This is a genomic window from Pseudomonas pseudonitroreducens (assembly GCF_021603645.1).
Taxonomy (GTDB): domain Bacteria; phylum Pseudomonadota; class Gammaproteobacteria; order Pseudomonadales; family Pseudomonadaceae; genus Pseudomonas; species Pseudomonas pseudonitroreducens.
Genome location: NZ_BQHJ01000002.1, coordinates 299,635 through 324,093 on the forward strand (window position 1 = coordinate 299,635; position 24,459 = coordinate 324,093).

Below are 24,459 nucleotides of genomic sequence, written 5' to 3' on the forward strand. Positions count from 1 at the left end.
AGCGAGCTTGCTCGCGAACCGGGCAAGCACGGAGCCAGCGCCGTTCGCGAGCAAGAACCAGGCGTCCCCCTCGCTCCTACAGAAAGGCTAGGCGCCGGCCTTGAGCTGGCGCTGGCGGACGATCTCGAACAGGCAGACGCCGGTGGCCACCGAGACGTTCAGGCTGCTGACGCTGCCCTGCATCGGCAGCTTGGCGAGATAGTCGCAGTGCTCGCGGGTCAGGCGGCGCATGCCCTTGCCCTCTGCCCCCATCACCAGCACGGTGGGCCCGGTGAGGTCGAGCTCGTAGAGCATCTGGGTTGCCTCGCCGGCAGTACCGACGATCCACAGGCCGCGCTGCTGGAGCTTCTCCAGCGTACGCGCAAGGTTGGTCACCGCCACCAGCGGGATCACCTCAGCGGCGCCGCAGGCGACCTTGCGCACGGTAGCGTTGAGGGTGGCAGACTTGTCCTTCGGCACGATGACCGCCAGCGCCCCCGCCGCATCGGCGGTACGCAGGCAGGCACCAAGGTTGTGCGGATCGGTCACGCCATCCAGCGCCAGCAACAGCGCCGGGCCGGTGGAGCGCTCCAGCAGCTCCTCCAGCATGTTCTCGCCCCATACCTGGCTCGGGCTGACCTCGGCCACCACGCCCTGGTGCACCCCCTCAGCCCACTCGTCCAGCTCCTTGCGGTCACGCGTGCCCACCGGCACACGCACCTGGCCGGCCAGCTCGACCAACGCCTGGACGCGCGGATCATGGCGGCCTTCGGCCAGCCACAACTGCTTGACCCGCTTCGGGTGATGGCGCAGCAACGCTTCTACGGCATGGACCCCGTAGACCTTTTCCCACTGACTCATTTCTTCGCCTTACCTTTGCCTGCCGGAGCGCCGGTCGATGCACCCGCCTTAGGCTGCGACGCCCCCTTGCGGTGCTTGGTTGACTTGCCGGACCGGGCCTTCTGCTTCGAAGGATTGCGCGGCTTGCCAGCGGCGGACGCGGACTTGCCCTTGCCGGTCGCCGGCTTGTTACCGCCGACCTTGGCCTCTTCGAGCAGCGCCTTCTTCACTTCGCGACTCTTGCGCACATCGGTATTGCCGAGCATTTCCTCGGCCTTGGCGAGCATTTCCGGGGCCACCGAAGGTAGCGCCTGGACCACACCCACCTTGCGCTTGCGCGGCTGCACGGCAACGTCCGGAGCAAGGTAGGGATCGTCCGCGACCGCACGAGGAGCCCTGACCGGCTTATCTTTTGCCGCTCCGCCCTTGGGCGCCTTGCCCTTGGCGACTTTGCCCTTGGCAACCGGCTCGGCCTTGTCGCCACGCTTCTTGCGGCCGATCGGCGCGCTCAGCACATTGTCGGAGAGCTCGAAATCGATCTTGCGCTCGTCCAGGTCAACACGCGCCACCACGACTTCCACGCTGTCGCCGAGGCGGAAGCTGCGGCCGGTGCGCTCACCGGCGAGGCGGTGATGCACGGCGTCGAAGTGGTAGTAGTCGCCCGGCAGCGCGGTGACGTGCACCAGACCTTCCACGTAGATGTCGCTCAGCTCGACGAAAATGCCGAAACCGGTCACTGCGGTGATCACGCCGGGGAAGGTTTCGCCCACGCGCTCACGCATGAACTCACACTTCAGCCAGTTGGTGACATCGCGGGTCGCCTCGTCGGCGCGGCGCTCGGTCATCGAGCACTGCTCGCCCAACTGGGCCAGGCGCGCTTCGTCGTACGGATAGATGCGTGCCTTGGGCATGCTCGCGGCGCCGGCGCGCTGCACGTGCTCCGATGCCGCCTTGGAGCGAATCAGGCCACGGATGGCGCGGTGGGTCAGCAGGTCCGGGTAGCGACGGATCGGCGAGGTAAAGTGGGTGTAGGCCTCGTAGTTCAGGCCGAAGTGGCCGGCATTCTCGGGGCTGTACACCGCCTGGCTCAGGGAGCGCAGCATCACGGTCTGGATCAGTTGCAGGTCCGGGCGGCCCTGGATGGACTCCAGCAGCTTCTGGTAGTCCGCTGGAGTCGGATCACCCTTGCCGCGATACAGCGTCAGCCCCAGCTCGCCGAGGAACTGCCGCAGGTTGTTCAGCTTCTCTTGCGGCGGGCCGTCGTGGACGCGATACAGCGCGGGGATGGCGTGCTTTTCGAGGAACTTGGCGGTGGCCACGTTGGCCGCCAGCATGCACTCCTCGATCAGCTTGTGCGCATCGTTGCGCTGGGTCGGGCGGATTTCCGAGATCTTGCGGTCCGCGCCGAAGACGATGCGGGTTTCCTGGGTCTCGAAATCGATTGCCCCACGCACGTGGCGCGCACCGACGAGGACCTTGTACAGGTCATAAAGCGTATTGAGGTGCGGCACCACCGCCGGCAGTTGTTCCTTCAGGCGCTGGCCTTCAGGACTATCCGGGGTTTCCAGGTACTGGCTGACCTTGGTGTAGGTCAGACGCGCATGGGAATGGATGACCGCCTCATAGAACTGGTAGTCGGTCATCTTGCCGGCCTTGGAGAGATTCATCTCGCAGACCATGGCCAGACGGTCGACCAGCGGATTCAGGGAGCACAGGCCGTTGGAAAGAATCTCCGGCAGCATCGGGATCACGCGCTCGGGGAAGTACACCGAGTTGCCGCGCTTGGCCGCTTCTTCATCCAGGGCCGAGCCGACCTTCACATAATGAGAGACGTCGGCGATGGCGACGAACAGCTTCCAGCCGCCGCCTTTGCGCTTCTCGGCGTAGACCGCGTCATCGAAGTCACGGGCGTCCTCGCCGTCGATGGTGACGAAAGGCAGGGCGCGCAGGTCGACACGCTTCTCCTTGTCCTTCTCCAGAACCTCGGGCTTGAGCTTGGCGGCTTCCTTCTCCACGGCCTCGGGCCAGGTATGCGGAATATCGTAGCTGCGCAGGGCGACTTCGATTTCCATGCCCGGCGCCATGTAGTCACCCAGCACTTCCACCACTTCACCCTGGGCCTGGCGATGCACGCTCGGCCAGACATCGATACGCACCTGGACGAACTGGTTGTGCTTGGCCTTGCCGGCCTTGCCCGGCGGGATCAGGACTTCCTGCTGGATCTTCGGGTTGTCTGCCACGACCGTACCGATTCCGCTCTCATCGAAGTAGCGACCAACGATGGTTTCGTGGGCACGCTCGACCACCTCCACGATCGCGCCTTCACGGCGACCACGGCGGTCAAAACCGGACACACGCGCCAGGGCGCGGTCACCGTCGAACACCAGGCGCATCTGCGTCGGGCTGAGGAACAGGTCGTCGCTGCCGTCATCGGGAATCAGGAAGCCGAAGCCATCGCGGTGGCCGGCGATGCGGCCGAGGATCAGGTCGAGCTTGTCCACCGGCGCGTAGGCGCCACGGCGGGTATAGATAAGCTGGCCGTCGCGCTCCATGGCGCGCAGTCGGCGGCGTAGTGCTTCTTCCTGCTCTTCGCCGGAGAGGCCGAGCTCATCGAGCAATTGGGCCCGCGTCGCGGGCGCGCCACGTTCGGCGAGATGCGCCAGAATGAGTTCGCGGCTGGGAATGGGGTTGTCGTATTTTTCCGCCTCGCGGGCGGCCTCGGGATCGAGGTTTTGCCAATCGGCCATTAAAGTGCGGTCACCTTATATATAGGGGTATGGTTCGCCATCTGCTTATTGAAGCGCGAAATCCGCTCGTCGGTCAGCTTCGGGCGAGAATAAATTTTTTATCGCATCAGGGGTTTACAAGCGAAAACGCTCTCCGTATAGTTCGCGCCCACAGCGTCAGACAGACGTTGTAACACGGAAACGATGAGTAATCATCGACTCCAGTGCCCAGGTGGCGGAATTGGTAGACGCACTAGGTTCAGGTCCTAGCGGTGGCAACACCGTGGAAGTTCGAGTCTTCTCCTGGGCACCACTTATTCAAGGATAAAGTCAGTCGCTGACAGGCTTTATCAGGCGGGTTCGGAACCCTGATAACCGAACAATAGACCGTCCGATGCAACCAAGGGTTGCATCACCGCAAGACGATGAGCGATCATCGCACCCCATGCTGAAAAGCATGCCCAGGTGGCGGAATTGGTAGACGCACTAGGTTCAGGTCCTAGCGGTGGCAACACCGTGGAAGTTCGAGTCTTCTCCTGGGCACCATCTTCAAACGAAAAAGCCGAGCATAGCTCGGCTTTTTTGTTTTCGGCATTACGCCTCGCCAAGAATTCAAACCTGGCGCAGGAGCGGGCTCCGTCCGCGATAGATTACTGGCAGCCCGGAGCCGGCCTGCCGCACATCGCGGACAAAATCCGCTCCTGCGAAAAAGCCAGAACCGTGCGCACCTTCAAGCCTTGAACTGCCCCAGGCTGGCACGCAACTGACCGGCCAACCCATCGAGCACTCGCCCACTGCTGGCCGTCGCACTCACCGCTTCCGCGGCTCGACTTGCTTCAGCATGGATCACCTCGACCCGTCCGCGCACCGCCGCAGCGCCAGCCGCCTGCTGCTGCGCCGAATGAGTCGCCGCTTCGATGGCACCGTGCACTTCCTCCACCGCACTCTGCACTTCCCGTTGCAGCCGCTCGCTATCCTGCAACGCGACCAACCCCTGGACGGCCTGCTCACGAGCCTGCCCGATAGCCGAGACCGCCTCCCGCGCCCCCTGCTGCAACGCATCGATATGCGACTGGATATCGCCGGTGGACTGCTGCGTCTTGCTCGCCAGCGCTCGCACCTCGTCCGCCACCACGGCGAAACCGCGCCCACTTTCACCCGCACGCGCCGCTTCGATGGCCGCGTTCAGTGCCAGCAGGTTGGTCTGCTCGGCGATACCGTGGATCACCGAGAGCACCACTTCGATCTGTTCGCTCTGCCGCGCCAGGCGCTCGATCACGCCGGCACCGCTCTGCACACGCGACTCCAGGGTTTCGATCAGGCCACCCACCTTGTGCGCAATGGCTGCATTGTCCTGCGCCGCCCTGCGGATCTCGCCGACCCGCGCCAGGGCCGCCTGCATGGAGCGACTCTCCACTTCCGCTTCCGCCGCCATCCCGGAAAGCGCCTCCAGGCTGCCAGCCACTTCATTGCGCTGTCGATCCGCCGCCGCCTCGGCACTGGCGCTGCGACTGGCGAGCGCGGCAATCTCGCTGCCGGTCTGCTGCGCCACCTGCCCGGCCTCGCGCACGATGGGTTGAAGCTTGTCGACGAAGCGATTCACCGCCCTCGCCATTTCACCCAGCTCATCGCGGCTGTCCAGGCGTACACGACGGGTCAGATCGCCCTCTCCCGCCGCCAGATCATCCAACGCGTCAATCAGCAGGCGCAGGCGATTCACCACGCGGCGGCCGAGCACGATTGCCAGGCAAAGCAACACACCAAGACCAACCAGCACCAGGCCCATGCCGATCCGCCAACGCAGGGTACCGGCCGCTTCTTCGATGGAGGCCCTTGCACCGCGGCTCATGCCGTCCGCCGCCTGCTTCGCCGATTGCAGGCGCGCCGTGAGCGCCTTGGTGCTGTCGGCGGCGGCACCAGCGAGACTATCGCCCACCAACTGGTCGCCACTGGCGACCAGCGCGGAGAAGCGCTGGTCCAGCGCCGCAATCTGCTTCTCGATGGCATCGGTGGAGACACCCAGGCGCACGGTACCGATGACCACACCGTTAGGGCTGATCGGCGCCTCGACAAGGAATACTGAATCGTCGTGGCTCGCCGCCTCAAGCACCTTGTCCAGCGCGCGCTCGCCCTTGCCTTTCTCCAGAAGCGCCTTGACCCGCGCATCCTCGCGATTGAGATAACGGGTCAAGTGCTGCCCCTGGGGATCGTCATACACGACGAAAAGCACATTGGGGTTGGCCTGCGCGCGCCGAGCGTAGTCGGAGAGCACCGGCACGTCGTTATCCCACATGGCCTTGGGCGCCACGGCGGCGAGCAATTGCGCCAACTCAGTGGCGGACTGGCGCAGGCTCTGCTCCAGCCCCTGACGCAGCTCGCCCTGCTCTTCCTCCAGGCGCGCAGAGAGTGCCGAACCCAGGCGCTCGCGGGTACGCGCTGAAAGCTCATTCAAGCCGGAAGTCACCTCGCGGCCAGCTTGTTCCAGTTCACCGGCCAGGCGTTGCGATTCGTTACCCAGGTGTGTTCCCAGGTCGCTGACCAGCCCCTCGACGGTACTGCGGGTAAGCCAGAGAGCAATTGCCAACTGCACCAGCAGCGCGGCACCCAAGGCGATGAAAGCGGGGCGCAGCAAGCGGCTGCGCAACAGAGACAGGACGGCGGACACGGCTGGCTTCCTCCGGATGCAACGGATGTCTGGCGCGAAAGGCGCCAATGCGTTTCACCAGCAAAGCGCGTGCCGCCGCGCAGGATAGAACCCCGGAAACGACAACGGGCCGCATGAGCGGCCCGTTGCAGTGTACGGCTCTGAATCAGCCGAACGGATGGCGCAGAACGATGGTCTCGGCACGGTCCGGGCCGGTGGAGATGATGTCGATGGGCGCACCAACCAGCTCCTCGATGCGCTTGATGTAAGCACGCGCATTGGCCGGCAGACCTTCCAGGCTCTGCACGCCGACGGTGGACTCGCTCCAGCCCGGCAGGTCTTCGTAGATCGGCTGCAGGCCGATGTAGCTGTCGGCGTCGGTCGGCGCATCGGTCAGCAGCTCGCCGGCGGCGTTCTGGTAGCCGGTGCAGATACGCACGGTTTCCAGGCCGTCGAGAACGTCCAGCTTGGTCAGGCACAGGCCGGACAGGCTGTTGATCTCGATGGCGCGACGCAGGATGACCGCATCGAACCAGCCGCAACGACGGGCACGGCCAGTGGTGGCGCCGAATTCGTGACCGACCTTGGCCAGGCGCGCACCGACGTCATCGAACAGCTCGGTCGGGAACGGGCCGGAACCCACGCGAGTGGTGTAGGCCTTGGTGATACCCAGGATGTAGTCCAGGTACAGCGGACCGAAGCCCGAACCGGTGGCAGTACCGCCTGCGGTGGTGTTGGAGCTGGTGACGAACGGGTAGGTACCGTGGTCGATATCCAGCAGCGAGCCCTGGGCGCCTTCGAACATGATGTTCTCGTTGGCGCGGCGCAGGTCGTGCAGGGTCGAGGTCACGTCGGTCATCAGCGGACGCAGCTCTTCGGCGTAGGCCATGCACTCGTCCAGAGTCTTCTGGAAGTCGACGGCCGGTTCCTTGTAATAGTTCTGCAGGACGAAGTTGTGGTAGTCCAGCAGCTCGCCCAGCTTGGCGGCGAAGCGCTCGCGGTGGAACAGGTCGCCCACGCGCAGGCCGCGACGGGCCACTTTGTCTTCGTAAGCCGGGCCGATGCCGCGACCGGTGGTACCAATCTTCGCGTCGCCACGGGCCTTCTCGCGAGCCTGGTCCAGGGCTACGTGGAAGGACAGGATCAGCGGGCAGGACGGGCTGATGCGCAGGCGCTCGCGCACCGGTACGCCCTTCTCTTCCAGCTTGGCGATCTCGCGCATCAGCGCGTCGGGGGCCAGCACCACGCCGTTGCCGATCAGGCACTGCACGCCTTCGCGCAGGATGCCCGACGGAATCAAGTGCAGTACGGTCTTCTCGCCAGCGACCACCAGGGTATGACCGGCGTTGTGGCCGCCCTGGTAACGCACCACGGCAGCAGCCTGGTCGGTCAGCAGGTCGACGATCTTGCCTTTGCCCTCATCACCCCACTGGGTGCCCAGGACTACGACATTCTTACCCATAACTCTTGTCCCCTTGGATGTTCGGTGCCGGCCGCGGCCGGCGGAAACTCGAAGTGACGCGCTTCAGAGCGCGATCACCTGCCAATTGCCATCGCGAGCCAGCAGTTGCTGGTCGCAGCCCGCTTCGGTAGCCGAAGCCGCATCCTGCCCGGGCAGCGCCTGTACCACGCGCATACCCTGACGGCGCAACTGCTGCACCGCCTGCCACAATCCGGCGCCATCGGCCGGCGCCCAGACTCCACTGCGCGGCTCGTCAAGCTGAGCGCGGCCGAGAGTGACCAGGGTCTTGAGGTCGGTAGAGAAACCGGTAGCCGGACGCGCACGACCGAAGTCGGCGCCGATGTCGTCGTAACGACCACCCTGGGCGATGGACTCGCCAACCCCAGGCACGAACGCAGCGAACACCACGCCCGTGTGATAGTGATAGCCACGCAGCTCGCCGAGGTCGAAATACAGCGGCAGCTGCGGGAAGCGCGCGGCCAGCGAGTCGGCGATGGCGGTGATGTCGGCCAGCGCGGCCTGCACCGGAGCAGGGGCGCCAGCGAGCACTTCACGCGCCTGGTCCAGCACTTCGCGGCCACCACACAGCTCGGCGAGCGCGCGGAGCATGCCGGCGAGCTCGGTGGGCAGACCTTCGGTCAGCGCCGCGACTTCGTCCACGGCCTTGCGCTGCAGGGCGTCGAACAGCAGTTGCTCGACCTCACCGGAAAGACCGGCAGCCTGGGCCAGGCCACGGTAGATGCCAACATGACCGAGGTCCATGTGCACATCCGGCACCTGGGCCATCTCGAGCATGTCCAGCAGCAGACTGATGACTTCGACGTCACCTGCCGAGCCGGTATTGCCGTAAAGCTCGGCGCCCAGCTGGATCGGGCTGCGCGAAGTGGCCAGCGCACGCGGGCGGGCATGCAGCACGCTGCCGGCGTAGCACAGGCGATTCGGGCCTTCGCGACGCAGGCTGTGGGCGTCCATGCGCGCCACTTGCGGGGTGATGTCCGCGCGGAAGCCCATCAGGCGGCCGGAAGCCGGATCGGTGACCTTGAAGGTACGCAGGTCCAGATCCTGGCCGGCACCGGTCAACAGGGATTCCAGGTATTCGATATGCGGGGTGACGACGAACTCGTAACCCCAGCGCTGGAACAGGTCCAGCACCTGACGGCGGGCTGCTTCAACGCGCGCCGCCTCCGGTGGCAGCACTTCTTCGATCCCATCTGGCAGCAGCCAGCGGTCTACCGTTGCCATCTCGCCTCTCCCCTTTCAGCCGGGCGGCACTTCAATGAATGCAGTAAAGAAGGACGGTGCCGAGCAGCATGCTGCCCAGCCCGATGAGTCTCAGACCGCGGTCGCCAAGGCGCCCGAGCCCGCTCACGGCGTCGCGCCAACCACGCGGAGCCAGGAATGGAAGGATGCCTTCCAGCACCAGCAACAGACAGAACGCCTTGCCGAATTCCTGCCACATGGTTCTCGTACATCATTCTCGCGGACGCAAAAAAGCCGGGATTTCCCGGCTGACCCATGATAACACGATTTCTCCGACGGGCGCTGCCGCCCGCCGGAGAGTTTGACTCAGGGTTTAGCTTTTTCCAGATAGCGGAAGAACTCGTTGCTCGGATCGAGCACCAGCACGTCCTTCTTGTCCGCAAAACTCTCGCGATAAGCCTTGAGGCTGCGGGTGAAGGCATAGAACTCCGGATCGGCAGCGTAGGCCTTGGCGTAGATCGCCGACGCCTTGGCATCACCGTCACCACGGGTTTCTTCCGATTCGCGATAGGCCTCGGCCAGCAGCACACGACGCTGACGGTCGGCATCCGCGCGGATACCTTCAGCCAGTTCGCGACCCTTGGCGCGATGCTCACGGGCTTCCCGCTCACGCTCGGTGCTCATGCGCTCGAACACGCTGCGGTTCACTTCCTTGGGCAGGTCGATGGCCTTGACGCGAACGTCGACCACTTCGATACCCAACTCCTTCTGCGCCATGCGGTTCAGCGAAGCGGTGATATCGCCCATCAGCGCATCACGCTCACCCGACACCACTTCGTGCAGGGTGCGCTTGCCGAACTGGTCACGCAAACCGGCTTCCAGACGGCGGGACAGGCGCTCGTCGGCGATCTGCTTCATACCCGAGGTCGCCGTGTAGAAGCGCTCGGCATCGGAGACGCGCCACTTGGCGTAGGCGTCGACCATCACCGCTTTCTTCTCCAGCGTCAGGAAGCGCTGGGTCGGCGAATCCAGGGTCAGCAGGCGGCCGTCGAACTTGCGCACCGTGTTGACGTACGGAATCTTGAAGTGCAGACCCGGCTTCACATCCGGCTCGACCACGCGACCGAAGCGCAGCATCACCGCGCGCTCGGTCTGTTGCACCACGTAGACGCTGCTCCAGACGGCAACAGCAACCACCACACCCGCGATGAGGGCGATCAGGGACTTGTTACTCATCAGCGGCTCTCCCGGGTACGCGTGTCACGCTGCTGCAGGTCGCTGGCGACCCGCGAACCGATATCCGGCGTGCTGCTGCTCGCGCTGGGCGCGCTGCTCGGAGCTGCCGAACCACGGCCATCCATCATCTTGTCCAGCGGCAGGTAGATCAGGTTGTTCTGACCTTGCTTGCCGGTGACCAGCACCTTGCTGGTCTGACTCAGGACATCCTGCATGGTGTCCAGATACAGACGCTGACGAGTGACTTCCGGAGCCTTGTGATACTCACCGGCCAGCTTGGTGAAGCGATCAGCCTCACCCTGGGCGCGGGAGACCACTTCATCGCGGTAGCCATTGGCTTCCTCGATGATGCGCTGGGCCTGACCACGGGCTTCGGGCACCACGCCGTTGGCGTAGGCTTCGGCCTGGTTCTTCTCGCGTTGCTCGTCCTCGCGGGCACGGATCACGTCATCGAACGCTTCCTGTACTTCACGCGGCGCGGCGGCGCTCTGGATGTTCACCTGAGTCACCGTGATACCGGTCTTGTAGGTATCGAGGAAACGCTGCAGACGATCACGCACCTCGGTGGCCATCTGTTCGCGGCCCTCGGTGAGGATCTTGTCCATGGTGGTCGAGCCAGCCACGTGGCGCAGGGCGCTTTCGGTGGCGTGCTGCAGGCTCACTTCCGGCTGGTCGACGTTGAGCACGAAGTCCTTCAGGTTGCTGACCTTGTACTGCACGGTCAGCGGAACCTCGACGATGTTCTCGTCCTCGGTGAGCATCTGACCCTGCTTGCTGTAGGCACGCTCGCGGGTGACGTTCTCCTGGAACTTCTTGTCGATCGGCGGGAAGTAGATGTTCAGGCCGGGGCCCACGGTCTCGTGGTACTGACCGAAGCGCAGGATCACCGCCTGCTCCTGCTCATCCACCACGTAGATGGCGTTGTACAGCCACAGCACGGCGAGAATCGCCAGGCCGATACCGAACAGACCGAGGCTACCGCCCCGACCACCGCCGCCACCGCCCGAACCACTGCCGCGCTTGGGTTTGCCAAAAATTCCGTTCAGGCTGTCTTGCAGCTTGCGGAAGGCCTCATCCAGATCAGGAGGACCCTGGCGACCACCACCACGGCGTCCACCCCAGGGGTCCTGGTCGTTCTTGTTCGAGTTGTCACCCGGCTCATTCCAAGCCATAGCGCTCTCCATCTGATAACGCGAAAACGCGCCTACGGCGCGCCCACCTATGCTACCGAATGCCCATTACCCTGCCAAAAACAGTGTGCCGGGCTTTATTGCAAAGTGTGTTGCGCAATGAACTCCGCCGGCTGCCAGCCTTCGCGGCTCACCATGCGGTTCAACTCGACACGCGGCAGGCGGACCTGCAAAACGGCGCGTCCTTGTTCGTCGTGATTCTCCGACTGTACCGCACCCAGCTCGAAGAACTGAGCCCGGAGTCGTCCGAGGCGCTGTGGCAGACAGAGCGTTCCGACGAACATGTCCTCCCCCAGCAACTCGGCGACCGCCTGCTCGAGCAATTCCAGTCCGCGCGATTCCCGCGCCGACAGCCAGACACGAACCGGCTTGCCCAACTCGTCGCGCTGGATCATCGGCTGCATGTCCGGCAGCAGGTCGATCTTGTTGTACACCTCGAGCATCGGCAATTCGTTCGCGCCGATCTCTTTCAACACCGCCAGCACCTGTTCGATCTGCGCGTCGCGATCCGGCTCGTGGGAGTCGATCACGTGCAGCAGCAGATCGGAGTTGCTGGACTCTTCCAAGGTAGCCCGAAACGCCTCCACCAGCTTGTGCGGCAGGTGACGAATGAAGCCCACGGTGTCGGCCAGCACGATCGGCCCGACGTCATCCAGCTCCAGGCGGCGCAGGGTCGGGTCGAGGGTGGCGAACAACTGGTCGGCCGCATAGACCTCGGAAGTGGTCAGCGCATTGAACAGCGTGGACTTGCCGGCGTTGGTGTAGCCCACCAGGGATACCGCCGGAATCTCCGCCCGGCGACGGCCACGACGAGCCTGCTCACGCTGGCTGCGGACCTTTTCCAGGCGGGACTTGATCTGGCGGATACGCCCACGCAGCAGGCGGCGGTCGGTTTCCAGCTGGGTTTCACCCGGGCCACGCAGGCCGATACCGCCTTTCTGGCGTTCAAGGTGAGTCCAGCCGCGTACCAGACGCGTGCTCATGTGCTCCAGCTGGGCGAGCTCCACCTGCAGCTTGCCTTCGTGGGTACGGGCGCGCTGGGCGAAGATGTCGAGGATCAGCCCCGTACGGTCGAGCACGCGACATTCGAGCGCTCGCTCGAGGTTGCGCTCCTGGCTCGGCGTAAGGGTGTGATTGAAGATGATCAGCTCGACCTTCTCGGCGTGGACGAGGTCGTGCAACTCTTCGACCTTGCCGCTGCCGATCAGGTACTTGGCTGAGGGCTGATGGCGCGAAATGCTGACGAAAGCAACCGATTCCGCGCCTGCCGAACGGGCCAGCTCCTGGAATTCCTGCGGGTCTTCGCGCGCCTCGGGGTCCTGACCTTCCAGATGGACCAGAATGGCCCGTTCCCCACCACCCGGGCGCTCAAAGAACAAGGCGGACTCCCGTCAAACGTTGCCCGGCTCGGCCGGTTGATCACCGGTGGGCAGGCGCACGGGGCGGCTGGGAACCACGGTGGAGATAGCGTGCTTGTAGACCATCTGGCTGACAGTGTTCTTCAGCAGGATGACGAACTGGTCGAAGGATTCGATCTGACCCTGCAGCTTGATGCCGTTGACCAGGTAGATGGAAACCGGAACGCGTTCTTTGCGCAGGGTATTGAGGTAAGGGTCTTGTAGCGAATGCCCTTTTGACATATGCCGCACTCCTTGTAAGGGTAAAAAACTGATTTAGTAGTAGTCGAATTTGGCTTAACGCCGTCCTGAACCCCAAGGATAGACGGCCGGAATTAAGGTCTCGAGCCTATATGGAGACCGCCTCAAAGTATTTCAAGGCACGCGGCAAATTGTCGCTTGCCTGACTGTCCAACCAGTGTAGATCGCTCCAGCTGCGGAGCCAGGTGAACTGGCGCTTGGCTAGCTGCCGCGTGGCGATGACGCCGCGCTCCACCATCTCAGCGTAGGACAGTTTGCCCTCGAGGTAATCCCATACCTGTCGGTAACCCACCGCTCTTATGGACGGTAGCCCCACGTGCAAGTCACTCCTTGCGCGAAGGCGTTCGACCTCGGCGATGAAGCCCTGTTCCAGCATCTGGTCAAAACGTTGCGCGATACGCTCGTGCAATACCTGGCGCTGCAGAGGCGCGATTGCCAGATGAGCCACAGTATACGGTAATTGTCCACCGCCTTGCGCGCCGAGACCCGCATTTTCACGCGCCTGGCGCAGGCGATGTGCAGTCATGGACATACCGCTCACACGGTACACCTCAAGGGCCCGGACAAGTCGCTGGGGATCGTTGGGATGGATACGTGCAGCCGACTCCGGGTCGACGCGGGCCAGCTCCGCATGCAGAGCGCCCCAGCCTTCGGCGGCGGCCCAGGCCTCCAGCTCAGCCCGCACGGCGGCGTCGGCGCCGGGCATATCGGCCAGACCTTCCAGCAACGCCTTGAAATACAACATGGTGCCGCCAACCAGCAGCGGGATCTTCCCGGCCGCGGTGATCTCGGCCATGGCCGCCAGGGCGTCAGCGCGGAACTCCGCCGCCGAATAGGCCTCGCTGGGGTCACGAATGTCGATCAGGCGGTGCGGAAACTCGGCCAGCACTTCACGAGAAGGCTTGGCAGTACCGATGTCCATGTCGCGGTAGATCAGCGCCGAGTCCACGCTGATCAACTCCACTGGCAGCAAGCGCGCCAGTTCCAGCGCCAGGTCGGTCTTGCCGGCGGCGGTGGGGCCCATGAGAAAAATGGCGGGAGGCAGGGACATCGGGAGCTCGTTATTGCGCACTGCTGAATCGATTGGCGCGCAGTTTACTGCACTTTCCTGAACGCAACCTTACGGAAATCAACGTCCGCGCAGGAACAGCTTGTCCAGTTCGTCGAGCCCCAACTGGGTCCAGGTCGGGCGGCCGTGGTTGCACTGGCCGCTGCGCTCGGTCACTTCCATGTCGCGCAACAGGCCGTTCATCTCCGGCAGGGTCAGACGCCGGTTGGCGCGTACCGCGCCGTGGCAGGCCATGGTGCCGAGCAGCTCGTTGAGGTGCGCCTGGATACGGTCGCTGGTGCCGTACTCCAGCAGATCGGCAAGCACGTCGCGCACCAACTGGGTGGCCTCGGCCTGCTTGAGCAGCGCGGGAATCTGGCGGATCGCCAGGGTTTCCGGGCCGAGCCGCTGCAATTCAAAGCCCAGCCTGGAGAACCAGCTGCCATGCTCTTCGGCGCAATCCGCCTCGCGCTCGCTGACGGCGATAGACTCCGGCACCAGCAGCGGCTGGCCGCGCAGGCCTTCGCTGGCCATGGCGGTCTTCAGGCGTTCGTACATGATGCGTTCGTGAGCAGCGTGCATATCCACCAGCACCAGGCCGTGGGCGTTCTCCGAGAGGATATAGATGCCCTTGAGCTGCGCCAGGGCATAGCCCAGCGGCGGCACGTCCTGGCTGCTTTCCGGCAGCGCCTGCGGCACCTGGTCGGGCAACGGAGCGAAGTAGGCCTTGTAGGCGCCCTGGGCCTCCTGGATCGGCGGCATTTCCGGGCGGTTCGGCTGATAGCTGTAGCCGCCACCAGCGCCGGCGCCGGCGGAAGTCGGACTCGGCTGCCAGGCGCGCGCGGCGGCAGGAGCCTCGAGCACGGTCTCGGACAGGCGCATCTCGCCCTGCGGGCCGAACTCGCCGGCTTCCGCGCCAGTGGGGCGCGGCACAGTCAGACTGGTCGCTCCCGGCGGCGCCAGCTGATCGTCCGGGCGCACTTCCGCCAGCGCCCGGTGCAGGGTGCCGTAGAGGAAGTCGTGGACCATGCGGCTGTCGCGGAAGCGCACTTCGTGCTTGGTCGGGTGGACGTTGACGTCCACTACCGCGGGGTCGACCTCGAAGAACAGCACGAAGGTCGGATGCCGGCCGTTGTACAGCACGTCGCGATAGGCCTGGCGCACGGCGTGGGCGACCAGCTTGTCGCGCACCATGCGGCCGTTCACGTAGAAGTACTGCAGGTCCGGCTGGCTGCGGGAGAAGGTCGGCAGGCCAACCCAGCCCCACAGATGCAGGCCATTGCGCTCCACCTCGATGGGCAGGGCCTGCTCGAGGAAGCCGGAGCTGCACACCGCGCCGACGCGTCGGGCGCGGGAGGCTTCGTCCTTCGCTTCATGCAGCGAGAGGATGGTCTTGCCGTTGTGGCGCAGGTGGAAAGCCACGTCGAAGCGCGCCAGGGCCAGACGCTTGATGACTTCCTGCAGGTGATCGAATTCGGTCTTCTCGGCGCGCAGGAACTTGCGCCGCGCCGGGGTGTTGAAGAAAAGGTCGCGCACTTCGATGCTGGTGCCCACCGGGTGCGCCGCCGGCTTCACCGTGGATTCCATGTCGCGCCCCTCGACTTCCACCTGCCAGGCCTGCTCGGCGTCGGCGGTGCGGGACGTCAGGGTCAGACGGGAGACGGAACTGATCGAGGCCAGCGCTTCGCCACGGAAGCCCAGGCTCATCACCCGCTCGAGGTCTTCCAGTTCGCGGATCTTGCTGGTGGCGTGGCGCGCCAGTGCCAGTGGCAGGTCGTCGGCGGGGATGCCGCTGCCATCGTCACGCACACGCAGCAGCTTGACGCCGCCCTGCTCGACTTCGACATCGATGCGCTTCGCACCGGCGTCCAGGCAGTTTTCCAGCAGTTCCTTGATGACCGAGGCGGGCCGCTCGACCACTTCGCCGGCAGCGATCTGGTTCGCCAGCCGCGGAGTCAGCAGCTGGATTCGGCGAACGTCACTCATTGCTGCGACGCCAGGGCAGTGCCGGGAATGTTCAGCACCTGGCCGACCTTCAGGGCATCGGTCTTCAGGCTGTTGGCACTGCGGATCGATGCGGTACTGACGTCATAGCGGCTGGCGATCATGCCCAGGCTCTCGCCGGCGCGCACCACGTGCTCGCGGGGGCCGGAAGCCAACTGGCCGCCGTCACGCAGCGAAGCGATGTAGGTGCCCGGCGGCGGGGTCTGCACGAAGTACTGGCGCACACCGCTGGCAATGGATCGCGCCAGCGCCTGCTGGTGCGAACCGCTGGCCAGCTTGGCCGATTCGTTCGGGTTGGAGATGAACCCGGTTTCCACCAGGATCGACGGGATATCCGGAGACTTCAGCACCATGAAGCCGGCCTGTTCCACCCGACGCTTGTGCAACGGGGTGACACGCCCAACGCTGGTCAGGACCTTGTGGCCGACGTCCAGGCTGGAAGACATGGTGGCGGTCATCGACAGGTCGAGCAGCACGCCGGCGAGCATCTTGTCCTTGTCGTCGAGGTTGACGCCGCCATCACCGCCGATGAGGTCGGAACGGTTTTCCGTGTCGGCCAGCCAGCGCGCGGTCTCGGAGGTGGCGCCGCGATCGGACAGGGCGAACACCGAGGCACCGAAGGCGCTGCGGCTGGGCGCGGCGTCGGCATGGATGGAAACGAACAGGTCCGCGCCTTTCTTGCGGGCGATGACGGTGCGGTTGCGCAGCGGGATGAAGTAGTCGCCGGTCCGCGTCAGTTCGGCGCGGAAGCCCTTCATCTGGTTGATCTGCCGTTGCAGTTCGCGGGCGATCGACAGGGTGATGTTCTTCTCGTGCAGGCCGTTCGGGCCGAGAGCACCGGGGTCTTCGCCGCCGTGGCCGGCGTCGATGGCAATCACGATGTCACGCTTGCCGCCGCTGCTGGGCGCGGGAATCTTGGCGACCGACTGCGCCGGGCTGACCGGGGTGGCGGGTACGCTGGGGGTCGGGGTCGCCGGTACGTCCGGGGCGATGTCAGCGCCCTGGTCATACAGGTCGACGACCAGGCGATTGCCGTACTGCTGGTTCGGCGGCAGCACGAAGCTCTTGGGCGTGACCTGGTTCTTCAGGTCCAACACCAGGCGCAGGTCGGTGGGCGAGCGCTGTGCAGAGCGCATCGCGGTGATCGGCGTGTTGCTCAGCTTGAGCTTGTCGAGTGCGGCGGCCATCTGCGCGCCATTGATGTCGACGACGATGCGGTTGGGTGCACTCAGGGTGAACAGACTGTGCTGCACGGGACCGGACAAGTCGAACACCAGACGTGTGTTGTCCGGCGCGCGCCAGATGCGCACGCTCTTGATTTGCGTGGCGGCAGAAACCTCGCCGGCAAAGAATGCCAGCAGAACGGACACCCCGATAAACAACGCCCGAAGGCGCAACCCCCAACCCATCTTTTTTCTATGCTCCCGTGGCCAGGGCGGCACACCAGGCTTCGCCCCGTGTTCCGTGCGGGTCGAGGCGCAGCATGCGTCCGCCCGCATGCGGAACAATGGTAATGTCCATGTCGGCCTTTGGCAAAATGCCTTTGCCGCGCTCCGCCCACTCGATCAGGCACAGTGCGTCGCCCTCGAAGTAGTCGCGGATACCGAGGAACTCCAGTTCTTCCGGATCGGCGAGGCGGTAGAGGTCGAAGTGGAAGGCGCGCAGATCGCCGATTTCGTAGGGCTCGACCAGGGTAAAGGTCGGACTTTTCACCGCTCCGGCATGGCCCAATCCGCGCAGAATGCCGCGCGAGAGGGTCGTCTTGCCCGCCCCCAGGTCTCCGTGCAGGTAGATCACCCCGCGTCCGCCGGCTGCCTCGGCAATCCGCCGACCGAGGTCGACCATGGCATCTTCGCCGTCGGCGAAAAGATTCAGTTCAGGCATGGGGACAGCTCCTCGAGCAACTGACGAACGGCAGGAATCAGATCGGCGGCTGCCAGGCCGCGACCTTGCGCACCGAGCGACTCGCCGGCACATGCATGCAGCCAGACTGCCAGGCAGGCGGCATCGAACGCAGGCAAGCCCTGCGCCAGCAGCGCACCGAGAATGCCGGACAACACATCGCCGAGCCCAGCGCCCGCCATGGCAGGGTGACCATGACTGCACAGCGCCAGCCGTCCATCCGGAGACGCGACCAAGCTGCCGACGCCCTTGAGCACGACCACGGCCTGATAGCGCTGTGCCAGTGCGCGCGCCGCATTCGGGCGGTCCGCCTGGACCTCGGCGGTGGTTATCCCTAGCAGACGCGCCGCTTCGGCGGGATGGGGAGTGATCAACCAGTCAGCGGACGGACGAGCGACCAGCCCTTCGGACAGCAGATTGAGCGCATCGGCGTCCCACACCTGCCGGCACGCCAGGCTCGCCGCGGCACTGACCAGCACACGGCCCCAGGCTTCGCGACCGATACCGGGCCCCACTACCAGGACATCGGCGCGCTCGGCGAGACGCAGCAGCTCGGCAGAAGAGGAAACGCCGCGCACCATCAACTCAGGCCGGCGAGCCAACGCAGCGGGCACGTGGGCCGTGCGCGTCGCCAGAGAAACCAGCCCGGCACCACAGCGCAGCGCGCTTTCCGCTGCCAGCAGAGCGGCGCCCCCCATGCCGGTATCGCCGCCAATTACCAGCGCATGGCCGAACTGGCCCTTGTGCGCGGCCTTCGGGCGCACAGCCAGGCGAGCCAGCGAGGCAGGAGCGAGACGGCGCGCCACGCCGTCCTCGGAAATCAGCGCAGGATCGGCATCGAGCCCGTCGAACGCCAGTTCGCCACACTGATCGGGGCCACTGGCGGTGAACAGACCAAGCTTGAGGCCGATGAAGGTCACGGTCAGGTCGGCGTGCACCGCGCAACCCAGCACTTGCCCAGTGTCGGCGCTGAGACCGGAAGGGATGTCCACCGCCAGCACCGGCAGTCCGCTGGCGTTGATTGCGCCGATGGCCGAGGCATAGGGTTCACGCACCTCGCCACCGAGGCCGGTGCCCAGCAGCGCATCCACCAGCACGCCGCGCAGTTCGGCACGCTCGCTCCAGGCATCGATAGCCACGCCGACTGAGCGCGCCTCGCCATGGGCCGAGGCGGCATCGCCGGACAGCCGCGAAGCCTCGCCCACCGCCAGCACGCGCACGCGCCAGCCGGCGCGCAGGGCCAGGGCCGCTATCAGGTAGCCATCGCCGGCGTTGTTGCCATGGCCGGCCAGGACGGTGATCTCGCCGGCATCCGGCCACTGGCGGCGCAGGGCGCGCCAGGCAGCATGGGCGGCACGGCGCATCAGCTCGAAGCCGGGCGTGCCAGCGGCGATCAGGCGTGCGTCGAGGTCACGTACCTGCTGGGCGCTGTAGAGATCAAGGGGCAGATTATCGTGGGCAGTCATCGCGATTCCGGGCGGCAGGGTGTGTCGCCTTGGCGTGCGGGCAGGCCGACGCCGGCAAGGTCTGGCAGAATTATACGCACCCGGACTTCGGTTTCCTGCCCTCCATGCACGATTCAACGCTCGACCATGACGACCTCGCCCGCGCCATCAAGGACTGGGGGCGCGAACTCGGCTTCCAGCAGGTCGGCATCAGCGGGCTCGACCTGGAGGCGCACGGTGCGCACCTGCAGCGCTGGCTGGCCGCCGGCTATCACGGCGAGATGGACTACATGGGCGCCCACGGCAGCAAGCGCTGGCGGCCGGACGAACTGGTGCCCGGCACCCTGCGGGTGGTGTCGCTGCGCATGGACTATCTGCCCGGCGACACGCGCATGGCGCAGGTGCTGGGCGATCCGGAGAAGGCCTATGTATCGCGCTACGCCCTGGGCCGCGACTACCACAAGCTGATCCGCAAGCGCCTGCAGCAACTGGCCGAACGCATCCAGCAGCAGGTGGGGCCGTTCGGTTTCCGCGCCTTCGTCGATAGCGCGCCGGTGCTGGAGAAGGCCATTGCCGAGCAATCGGGCCTGGGCTGGATCGGCAAGAACACCCTGGTGCTCAATCGCAAGGCCGGCAGCTATTTCTTCCTCGGCGAGTTGTTCACCGATCTGCCACTGCCGGTGGACGCGCCGCACGGCACCGAGCACTGCGGGCGCTGCTCGGCCTGCATGGACATCTGCCCCACCGCCGCCTTCGTCGCACCCTATGTACTGGACGCGCGGCGCTGCATCTCCTACCTGACCATCGAATTGAAGGGCTCGATCCCCGAGGACCTGCGCCCGCTCATCGGCAACCGGGTGTTCGGCTGCGATGACTGCCAGATGGTCTGCCCGTGGAACCGCTTCGCCCGCGCCACCGACCAGCACGACTTCCAGCCGCGCCACAGCCTGGACAACGCCGCGCTGGCGGAGCTGTTCCTGTGGACGGAAGAAGAGTTTCTCAGCCGCACCGAAGGCTCGCCATTGCGGCGCGCCGGCTACGAGCGCTGGCTGCGCAACCTGGCTGTGGGGCTGGGCAATGCGCCGTCGACCATCCCGGTGATCGAGGCGCTGCGCGCGCGGCGGGAGTTCCCATCGGAACTGGTACGCGAGCATGTGGAGTGGGCGCTGGGCCGGCACGGCGCTTGAGGCTCTTGTAGGGCGCATAACGCGCCAGCGTTATCCGCCGCGCACGTCGGCGGATAACCTGTTCCAGGTTATGCGCCCTACGAGATGCCGCCCACTCAGAGCTTGATGAAATGCTCGCGGTAGTAGCGCAGCTCGGCGATGGACTCGCGGATGTCATCCAGGGCCAGGTGGGTGTTGCCCTTCTTGAAGCCGTCACGCACCGAAGGGGCCCAGCGCGCGGCCAGTTCCTTGAGGGTGGAGACGTCCAGGTTGCGGTAGTGGAAGTAGCCTTCCAGCTTCGGCATATGCCGATAGAGGAAGCGGCGATCCTGGCAGATGCTGTTGCCGCAGATCGGCGAGCTGCGCTTGGGTACCCACTTCTCCAGGAAGGCAATGGTCATCGCCTCGGCTTGCGCGGCGGAGATGGTGCTTTCGCGCACCCGCTGGGTCAGGCCGGACTGGCCGTGCTGGCGGGTGTTCCACTCATCCATGCCGGCGAGCAGCTCCTCGCTCTGGTGCACGGCGATCACCGGGCCTTCTTCGAGGATGTTGAGGTCGCTGTCGGTGACGATGGTCGCCATCTCGATGATGACGTCCTTGTCCGGGTCCAGCCCGGTCATTTCCAGGTCGATCCAGATCAGGTTCTGCGGGTTCTGCATGATGGGGCTCCTCAGCTCAGCCCCCTAGTTTAGCGGGAAGCGCACCAGTGCATGCTAAACTGCGGCGCGATTTTCCCTGTGGATTCCCTATGGCCAAGCGTCACCTAACCCGCCGGCAGAGCTGGCGGATCGAAAAAGTCCAGGAAGAGCGCGCCGCCCGCGCCGCCAAGCGCGAATCACGCGCGCTGGAAGAACTGGAAGGCGGCGACCTGGGCCCGGAACAGACCGGGCAGGTGATCGCCCACTTCGGCGTCCAGGTGGAAGTCGAGGCCCAGGACGGCGACGCCGCCGGCCAGGTGTTCCGCTGCCACCTGCGCGCCAACCTGCCTCCGCTGGTGACCGGCGACCAGGTGGTCTGGCGCCCGGGTAACCAGGGCATCGGGGTGATCGTCGCGCAACTGCCGCGGACATCCGAGCTGCGCCGCCCCGACATGCGCGGCGTGCTCAAGCCGGTGGCGGCCAACGTCGATCGCATCGTGATCGTCTTCGCCCCGCGCCCGGAACCCCACGCCAACCTGATCGACCGTTACCTGGTAGCTGCCGAACACGCTGGCATCAAGCCGCTGCTGCTGCTGAACAAGGCCGACCTGATCGACGAGGAAAACGCCCCCTTCCTCGATGCGCTGCTGGGCACCTACCGCGAGCTGGGCTACCCGTTGCTGGAAGTCTCGGCCGCCAACGGCCTGGCACTGGATGCCCTGCGCGCCGCGCTGAACGAGCACGTCAGCGTGTTCGTCGGCCAGTCCGGCGTGGGCAAGTCGTCGCTGGTGAACGCACTGCTGCCCGGGGTCGACACGCGTGTCGGCGACCTCTCCGAAGTCACCGGCAAGGGCACCCACACCACGACCACCGCGCGGCTGTTCCACTTCCCCGCCGGCGGCGACCTGATCGACTCCCCCGGCATTCGCGAATTCGGCCTCGGCCATGTCAGCCGCGACGATGTGGAGGCCGGCTTCATCGAATTCCACGATCTGCTTGGCCACTGCCGCTTCCGCGACTGCAAGCATGACCGTGAACCGGGCTGCGCATTGCTCAAGGCATTGGAAGAAGGGCGCGTCTCGCCGCAGCGGATGAACAGCTACCGGCACATCCTCGCCAGCCTGCCGGAAGACGAATATTGATTGGCGGATAAAGCGTTCCGCTTTATCCGCCCTACACCGATGCGAGCCGTAGGGCGCATAACCCTCACGCGTTATCCGCCGCACCGATGTTGCGCGGACCAGTAGGAGCGAGCTTGCTCGCGAACAGCTTCCGCAGCGGCGTTGGTTCGCGAGCAAGCTCGCTCCTACGAAGAGCACGCCTCGGCCAATCAATGGCATGAAGCGCAACGAAGAAGGCCAGCTTTTCAGCTGGCCTTCTTCGTTTCCTACTGCTGCTTGTTCAGCTCGTCGAGTTTCAGCGTGCCACCGTCGTCGAACAGGTTGAGCTTCTGCTTGAGCTGGTCCGGCGGCACGGGGTCGCCCTGCCTGGCCGGCGCGGCATTCGGGGCACCCGGAGCACCGGGAGCACCGGGAGCAGCTTGTGCCCCCGGCACGGCAGGCGTGGCGCCATCGGCCGGCTTCTCAGCGCCACCGTCCTGTCCCTCGATGGCACGCTGGGCCTTCTTGGTCAGGACGATGATGTCGATGCGGCGGTTTACCGGATTCAGCGGCTGGTCGCGGTCGAACAGCGCCGAGGAGGCGTAACCCACCACGCGGGCGATCTGGTCTTCCGGATAGCCGCCGGCTTCCAGCGCGCGGCGCGCCGCGTTGGCGCGGTTGGCCGAGAGCTCCCAGTTGCCAAAGTCGCCGTTGCCGGCGTAGGGCTTGGCGTCGGTGTGGCCACTGATGCTGATCTTGTTCGGCACCTGCTTGATGGTCTCGGCCAGCGCCAGCAGGATGTCCTCGAAATACGACTGCAGGCGCGCGCTGCCCAGGTCGAACATCGGCCGATTGTCCGAATCGACGATCTGGATGCGCAGCCCGTCCTGGGTGATCTCGAAGAGGATCTGGTCCTTGAAGCGTTTCAGCGTCGGGTTCTCGTCGACCTTGTTCTGCAGCTCCTGCAGCAGCAGCTCCAGGCGCTCTTTCTCCACCTGCTCGGCGACGTCCTGGGCCTGTTGCTCAGTGACCTTGGCGTTCTCGTCCGGGTTGATGCGCGTCTCGTCGGCGTCCGGCTGGGCCTGGATCTGCGGGTTCAGCGTCTTGTCCGGCGCCGGCGTCGGCGTGCCGCCCAGGTCGATGACGTAGGGACTGGCGCTCTCGGTGAAGCCGATGGGGTCCTGGAAGTAGCCGGAGATGGCCTTCTTCTGCTCGGGCGTGGCCGAAGACAGCAGCCACAGCACGAGGAAGAACGCCATCATGGCGGTGGCGAAGTCGGCGAAGGCGATCTTCCAGCCACCGCCATGGTGGCCGGCGGCATAGCGCTTGATGCGCTTGACGATGATCGGCTGGTTGTTATCCATGCTTAGCGCCCACGTACCGCCTGTTCCAGCTCACTGAAGCTGGGACGATGCGCCGGCAGCAGCACCTTGCGGCCGAACTCCACGGCCAGCGACGGCGGCATGCCGGAGGCAGATGCCACCAGGCAGGCCTTGATCGCTTCGTAGAGGTTCAGCTCTTCCTTGGCGTCGTGCTCCAGGGCGTTGGACAGCGGGCCGACGAAACCGTAGGCGGCGAGAATACCGAGGAAGGTACCTACCAGCGCCGCGGCGACGTGATGGCCGATCTCGGCCTGGCTGCCCTGGCCAAGCAGCGCCATGGTGATCACGATGCCCAGTACCGCGGCGACGATACCGAAGCCTGGCAGGGCGTCGGCGACGCGGGTCACCGCGTGGGCGGGGTGTTCGAGGTCTTCCTTGAGGCTGCCCAGTTCCATGTCGAACAGGCCTTCCAGCTCGTGCGGCGCCATGTTGCCGGAGGACATGATGCGCAGATAGTCGCAGACGTAGGCGGTCATGCGGTCATCCTTGAGCACTGCCGGGTACTTGCTGAAGATCGGGCTGGCAGCCGGGTCCTCGACGTCGGCCTCGATGGCCATCATGCCCTCGCGGCGGCTCTTGTTGAGCACCTCATAGAGCATGCCCAGCACTTCCAGATAGAAGGTGTGGGTGAAGCGGTTGCCGAACATCTTCGGCGCCTTCTTCAGCACGGTCATGAAGGTGCTGCCAGGGTTGGCCTGGAGGAAGGCGCCCAGCGCGGCACCGCCGATGATCAGCACTTCGAACGGCTGGATGATGGCAGCAATCTTGCCGCCGGAGAGCATGTAGCCGCCGAGCACGCTACCCAGAATGACGATGATGCCGATGATTTTTGCCATGGG

21 protein-coding genes and 2 tRNA genes are annotated in these 24,459 nt (G+C 65.2%); 5 read left to right on the forward strand and 18 right to left on the reverse strand.

Annotated elements, in window-relative coordinates:
* Window positions 1-87: 87 nt before the first annotated feature.
* Both rlmB and rnr read right to left on the reverse strand, forming a co-directional pair.
* Window positions 88-840, reverse strand: coding sequence for a 23S rRNA (guanosine(2251)-2'-O)-methyltransferase RlmB (rlmB, locus tag L6D89_RS05570; RefSeq protein ID WP_205337752.1), 753 nt, complete (start codon window positions 838-840; stop codon window positions 88-90).
* On the reverse strand, window positions 837-3,566 hold the full coding sequence (rnr, locus tag L6D89_RS05575; protein WP_236199023.1) for a ribonuclease R: 2,730 nt from the start codon (window positions 3,564-3,566) through the stop codon (window positions 837-839). Before rnr ends, rlmB begins: the two co-directional genes overlap by 4 nt.
* Before the next feature lie 205 nt (window positions 3,567-3,771).
* On the opposite strand from rnr, the gene L6D89_RS05580 reads away from it, so the two are divergent.
* The 3 genes from L6D89_RS05580 to L6D89_RS05590 all read left to right on the forward strand — a co-directional run bounded on the left by L6D89_RS05580 (window position 3,772) and on the right by L6D89_RS05590 (window position 4,286).
* Window positions 3,772-3,858, forward strand: a tRNA-Leu gene (locus L6D89_RS05580).
* A gap of 146 nt (window positions 3,859-4,004) precedes the next feature.
* Window positions 4,005-4,091, forward strand: a tRNA-Leu gene (locus L6D89_RS05585).
* Window positions 4,062-4,286: a hypothetical protein gene (locus L6D89_RS05590; protein ID WP_236199024.1), complete on the forward strand. Its 225-nt coding sequence runs from the start codon at window positions 4,062-4,064 to the stop codon at window positions 4,284-4,286. Before L6D89_RS05585 ends, L6D89_RS05590 begins: the two co-directional genes overlap by 30 nt.
* Here the strand turns inward: L6D89_RS05590 and L6D89_RS32935 are convergent.
* The 13 genes from L6D89_RS32935 to L6D89_RS05655 form a co-directional block, all read right to left on the reverse strand.
* Window positions 4,276-6,210, reverse strand: coding sequence for a methyl-accepting chemotaxis protein (locus L6D89_RS32935; RefSeq protein ID WP_236199025.1), 1,935 nt, complete (start codon window positions 6,208-6,210; stop codon window positions 4,276-4,278). The genes L6D89_RS05590 and L6D89_RS32935 overlap by 11 nt on opposite strands.
* 145 nt (window positions 6,211-6,355) lie before the next feature.
* Window positions 6,356-7,651: an adenylosuccinate synthase gene (locus L6D89_RS05600; RefSeq protein WP_236171299.1), complete on the reverse strand. Its 1,296-nt coding sequence runs from the start codon at window positions 7,649-7,651 to the stop codon at window positions 6,356-6,358.
* A gap of 63 nt (window positions 7,652-7,714) precedes the next feature.
* Window positions 7,715-8,893 carry an ATP phosphoribosyltransferase regulatory subunit gene (locus L6D89_RS05605; RefSeq protein WP_236199026.1) on the reverse strand — a complete coding sequence of 393 codons (1,179 nt, stop codon included), beginning with the start codon at window positions 8,891-8,893 and terminating at the stop codon, window positions 7,715-7,717.
* A 31-nt stretch (window positions 8,894-8,924) separates the two neighbouring features.
* The gene (locus L6D89_RS05610; RefSeq protein ID WP_236199027.1) at window positions 8,925-9,110 is read right to left on the reverse strand and encodes a DUF2065 domain-containing protein; all 186 of its coding nucleotides are present in this window, start codon (window positions 9,108-9,110) and stop codon (window positions 8,925-8,927) included.
* A gap of 107 nt (window positions 9,111-9,217) precedes the next feature.
* On the reverse strand, window positions 9,218-10,087 hold the full coding sequence (hflC, locus tag L6D89_RS05615) for a protease modulator HflC (RefSeq protein ID WP_045216231.1): 870 nt from the start codon (window positions 10,085-10,087) through the stop codon (window positions 9,218-9,220).
* Complete coding sequence (gene hflK / locus L6D89_RS05620; RefSeq protein WP_236199028.1) at window positions 10,087-11,259, reverse strand: FtsH protease activity modulator HflK; 1,173 nt, start codon at window positions 11,257-11,259, stop codon at window positions 10,087-10,089. The genes hflC and hflK overlap by 1 nt, the downstream gene beginning before the upstream one ends.
* A gap of 95 nt (window positions 11,260-11,354) precedes the next feature.
* Window positions 11,355-12,656: a ribosome rescue GTPase HflX gene (gene hflX, locus L6D89_RS05625; protein ID WP_236171295.1), complete on the reverse strand. Its 1,302-nt coding sequence runs from the start codon at window positions 12,654-12,656 to the stop codon at window positions 11,355-11,357.
* Window positions 12,657-12,668: 12 nt separating this feature from the next.
* Window positions 12,669-12,917: an RNA chaperone Hfq gene (hfq, locus tag L6D89_RS05630; protein WP_017520393.1), complete on the reverse strand. Its 249-nt coding sequence runs from the start codon at window positions 12,915-12,917 to the stop codon at window positions 12,669-12,671.
* 106 nt (window positions 12,918-13,023) lie between these two features.
* On the reverse strand, window positions 13,024-13,986 hold the full coding sequence (miaA, locus tag L6D89_RS05635) for a tRNA (adenosine(37)-N6)-dimethylallyltransferase MiaA (RefSeq protein WP_236199029.1): 963 nt from the start codon (window positions 13,984-13,986) through the stop codon (window positions 13,024-13,026).
* Between the two features lie 78 nt (window positions 13,987-14,064).
* Window positions 14,065-15,969, reverse strand: coding sequence for a DNA mismatch repair endonuclease MutL (gene mutL / locus L6D89_RS05640; RefSeq protein ID WP_236199030.1), 1,905 nt, complete (start codon window positions 15,967-15,969; stop codon window positions 14,065-14,067).
* Window positions 15,966-17,396 carry an N-acetylmuramoyl-L-alanine amidase AmiB gene (gene amiB, locus L6D89_RS05645; protein WP_236171292.1) on the reverse strand — a complete coding sequence of 477 codons (1,431 nt, stop codon included), beginning with the start codon at window positions 17,394-17,396 and terminating at the stop codon, window positions 15,966-15,968. The genes mutL and amiB overlap by 4 nt, the downstream gene beginning before the upstream one ends.
* 7 nt (window positions 17,397-17,403) lie before the next feature.
* Window positions 17,404-17,871, reverse strand: coding sequence for a tRNA (adenosine(37)-N6)-threonylcarbamoyltransferase complex ATPase subunit type 1 TsaE (gene tsaE / locus L6D89_RS05650; protein ID WP_236171291.1), 468 nt, complete (start codon window positions 17,869-17,871; stop codon window positions 17,404-17,406).
* The gene (locus tag L6D89_RS05655) at window positions 17,859-19,361 is read right to left on the reverse strand and encodes an NAD(P)H-hydrate dehydratase (protein ID WP_236199282.1); all 1,503 of its coding nucleotides are present in this window, start codon (window positions 19,359-19,361) and stop codon (window positions 17,859-17,861) included. The genes tsaE and L6D89_RS05655 overlap by 13 nt, the downstream gene beginning before the upstream one ends.
* Before the next feature lie 98 nt (window positions 19,362-19,459).
* Here L6D89_RS05655 and queG point away from each other — a divergent pair, with 98 nt between their 5' ends.
* Window positions 19,460-20,521 carry a tRNA epoxyqueuosine(34) reductase QueG gene (gene queG / locus L6D89_RS05660; RefSeq protein WP_236199031.1) on the forward strand — a complete coding sequence of 354 codons (1,062 nt, stop codon included), beginning with the start codon at window positions 19,460-19,462 and terminating at the stop codon, window positions 20,519-20,521.
* A gap of 95 nt (window positions 20,522-20,616) precedes the next feature.
* On the opposite strand, the gene orn is transcribed toward queG, so the two are convergent.
* The gene (gene orn, locus L6D89_RS05665) at window positions 20,617-21,159 is read right to left on the reverse strand and encodes an oligoribonuclease (RefSeq protein ID WP_236199032.1); all 543 of its coding nucleotides are present in this window, start codon (window positions 21,157-21,159) and stop codon (window positions 20,617-20,619) included.
* 89 nt (window positions 21,160-21,248) lie between these two features.
* On the opposite strand from orn, the gene rsgA reads away from it, so the two are divergent.
* Window positions 21,249-22,280: a small ribosomal subunit biogenesis GTPase RsgA gene (gene rsgA / locus L6D89_RS05670; protein ID WP_236199033.1), complete on the forward strand. Its 1,032-nt coding sequence runs from the start codon at window positions 21,249-21,251 to the stop codon at window positions 22,278-22,280.
* Between the two features lie 245 nt (window positions 22,281-22,525).
* Here the strand turns inward: rsgA and motB are convergent, their stop codons facing one another.
* On the reverse strand, window positions 22,526-23,602 hold the full coding sequence (gene motB, locus L6D89_RS05675; RefSeq protein ID WP_236199034.1) for a flagellar motor protein MotB: 1,077 nt from the start codon (window positions 23,600-23,602) through the stop codon (window positions 22,526-22,528).
* A 2-nt stretch (window positions 23,603-23,604) separates the two neighbouring features.
* Window positions 23,605-24,456, reverse strand: a complete 852-nt coding sequence (gene motA / locus L6D89_RS05680) for a flagellar motor stator protein MotA (protein ID WP_054906352.1) — start codon at window positions 24,454-24,456, stop codon at window positions 23,605-23,607.
* Between the last annotated feature and the right edge of the window lie 3 nt (window positions 24,457-24,459).

Excerpts from the sequence above, each read along its gene's own strand:
- rnr (WP_236199023.1), bottom strand. The coding sequence starts at position 3,566 with ATGGCCGATTGGCAAAACCTCGATCCCGAGGCCGCCCGCGAGGCGGAA.
- motB (WP_236199034.1), bottom strand. The coding sequence starts at position 23,602 with ATGGATAACAACCAGCCGATCATCGTCAAGCGCATCAAGCGCTATGCC.
- amiB (WP_236171292.1), bottom strand. The coding sequence starts at position 17,396 with ATGGGTTGGGGGTTGCGCCTTCGGGCGTTGTTTATCGGGGTGTCCGTT.
- rsgA (WP_236199033.1), top strand. The coding sequence starts at position 21,249 with ATGGCCAAGCGTCACCTAACCCGCCGGCAGAGCTGGCGGATCGAAAAA.
- mutL (WP_236199030.1), bottom strand. The coding sequence starts at position 15,969 with ATGAGTGACGTTCGCCGAATCCAGCTGCTGACTCCGCGGCTGGCGAAC.
- miaA (WP_236199029.1), bottom strand. The coding sequence starts at position 13,986 with ATGTCCCTGCCTCCCGCCATTTTTCTCATGGGCCCCACCGCCGCCGGC.
- hflC (WP_045216231.1), bottom strand. The coding sequence starts at position 10,087 with ATGAGTAACAAGTCCCTGATCGCCCTCATCGCGGGTGTGGTGGTTGCT.
- hflK (WP_236199028.1), bottom strand. The coding sequence starts at position 11,259 with ATGGCTTGGAATGAGCCGGGTGACAACTCGAACAAGAACGACCAGGAC.
- rlmB (WP_205337752.1), bottom strand. The coding sequence starts at position 840 with ATGAGTCAGTGGGAAAAGGTCTACGGGGTCCATGCCGTAGAAGCGTTG.
- L6D89_RS05610 (WP_236199027.1), bottom strand. The coding sequence starts at position 9,110 with ATGTGGCAGGAATTCGGCAAGGCGTTCTGTCTGTTGCTGGTGCTGGAA.
- orn (WP_236199032.1), bottom strand. The coding sequence starts at position 21,159 with ATGCAGAACCCGCAGAACCTGATCTGGATCGACCTGGAAATGACCGGG.
- queG (WP_236199031.1), top strand. The coding sequence starts at position 19,460 with ATGCACGATTCAACGCTCGACCATGACGACCTCGCCCGCGCCATCAAG.
- L6D89_RS05605 (WP_236199026.1), bottom strand. The coding sequence starts at position 8,893 with ATGGCAACGGTAGACCGCTGGCTGCTGCCAGATGGGATCGAAGAAGTG.
- L6D89_RS05600 (WP_236171299.1), bottom strand. The coding sequence starts at position 7,651 with ATGGGTAAGAATGTCGTAGTCCTGGGCACCCAGTGGGGTGATGAGGGC.
- hfq (WP_017520393.1), bottom strand. The coding sequence starts at position 12,917 with ATGTCAAAAGGGCATTCGCTACAAGACCCTTACCTCAATACCCTGCGC.
- motA (WP_054906352.1), bottom strand. The coding sequence starts at position 24,456 with ATGGCAAAAATCATCGGCATCATCGTCATTCTGGGTAGCGTGCTCGGC.
- tsaE (WP_236171291.1), bottom strand. The coding sequence starts at position 17,871 with ATGCCTGAACTGAATCTTTTCGCCGACGGCGAAGATGCCATGGTCGAC.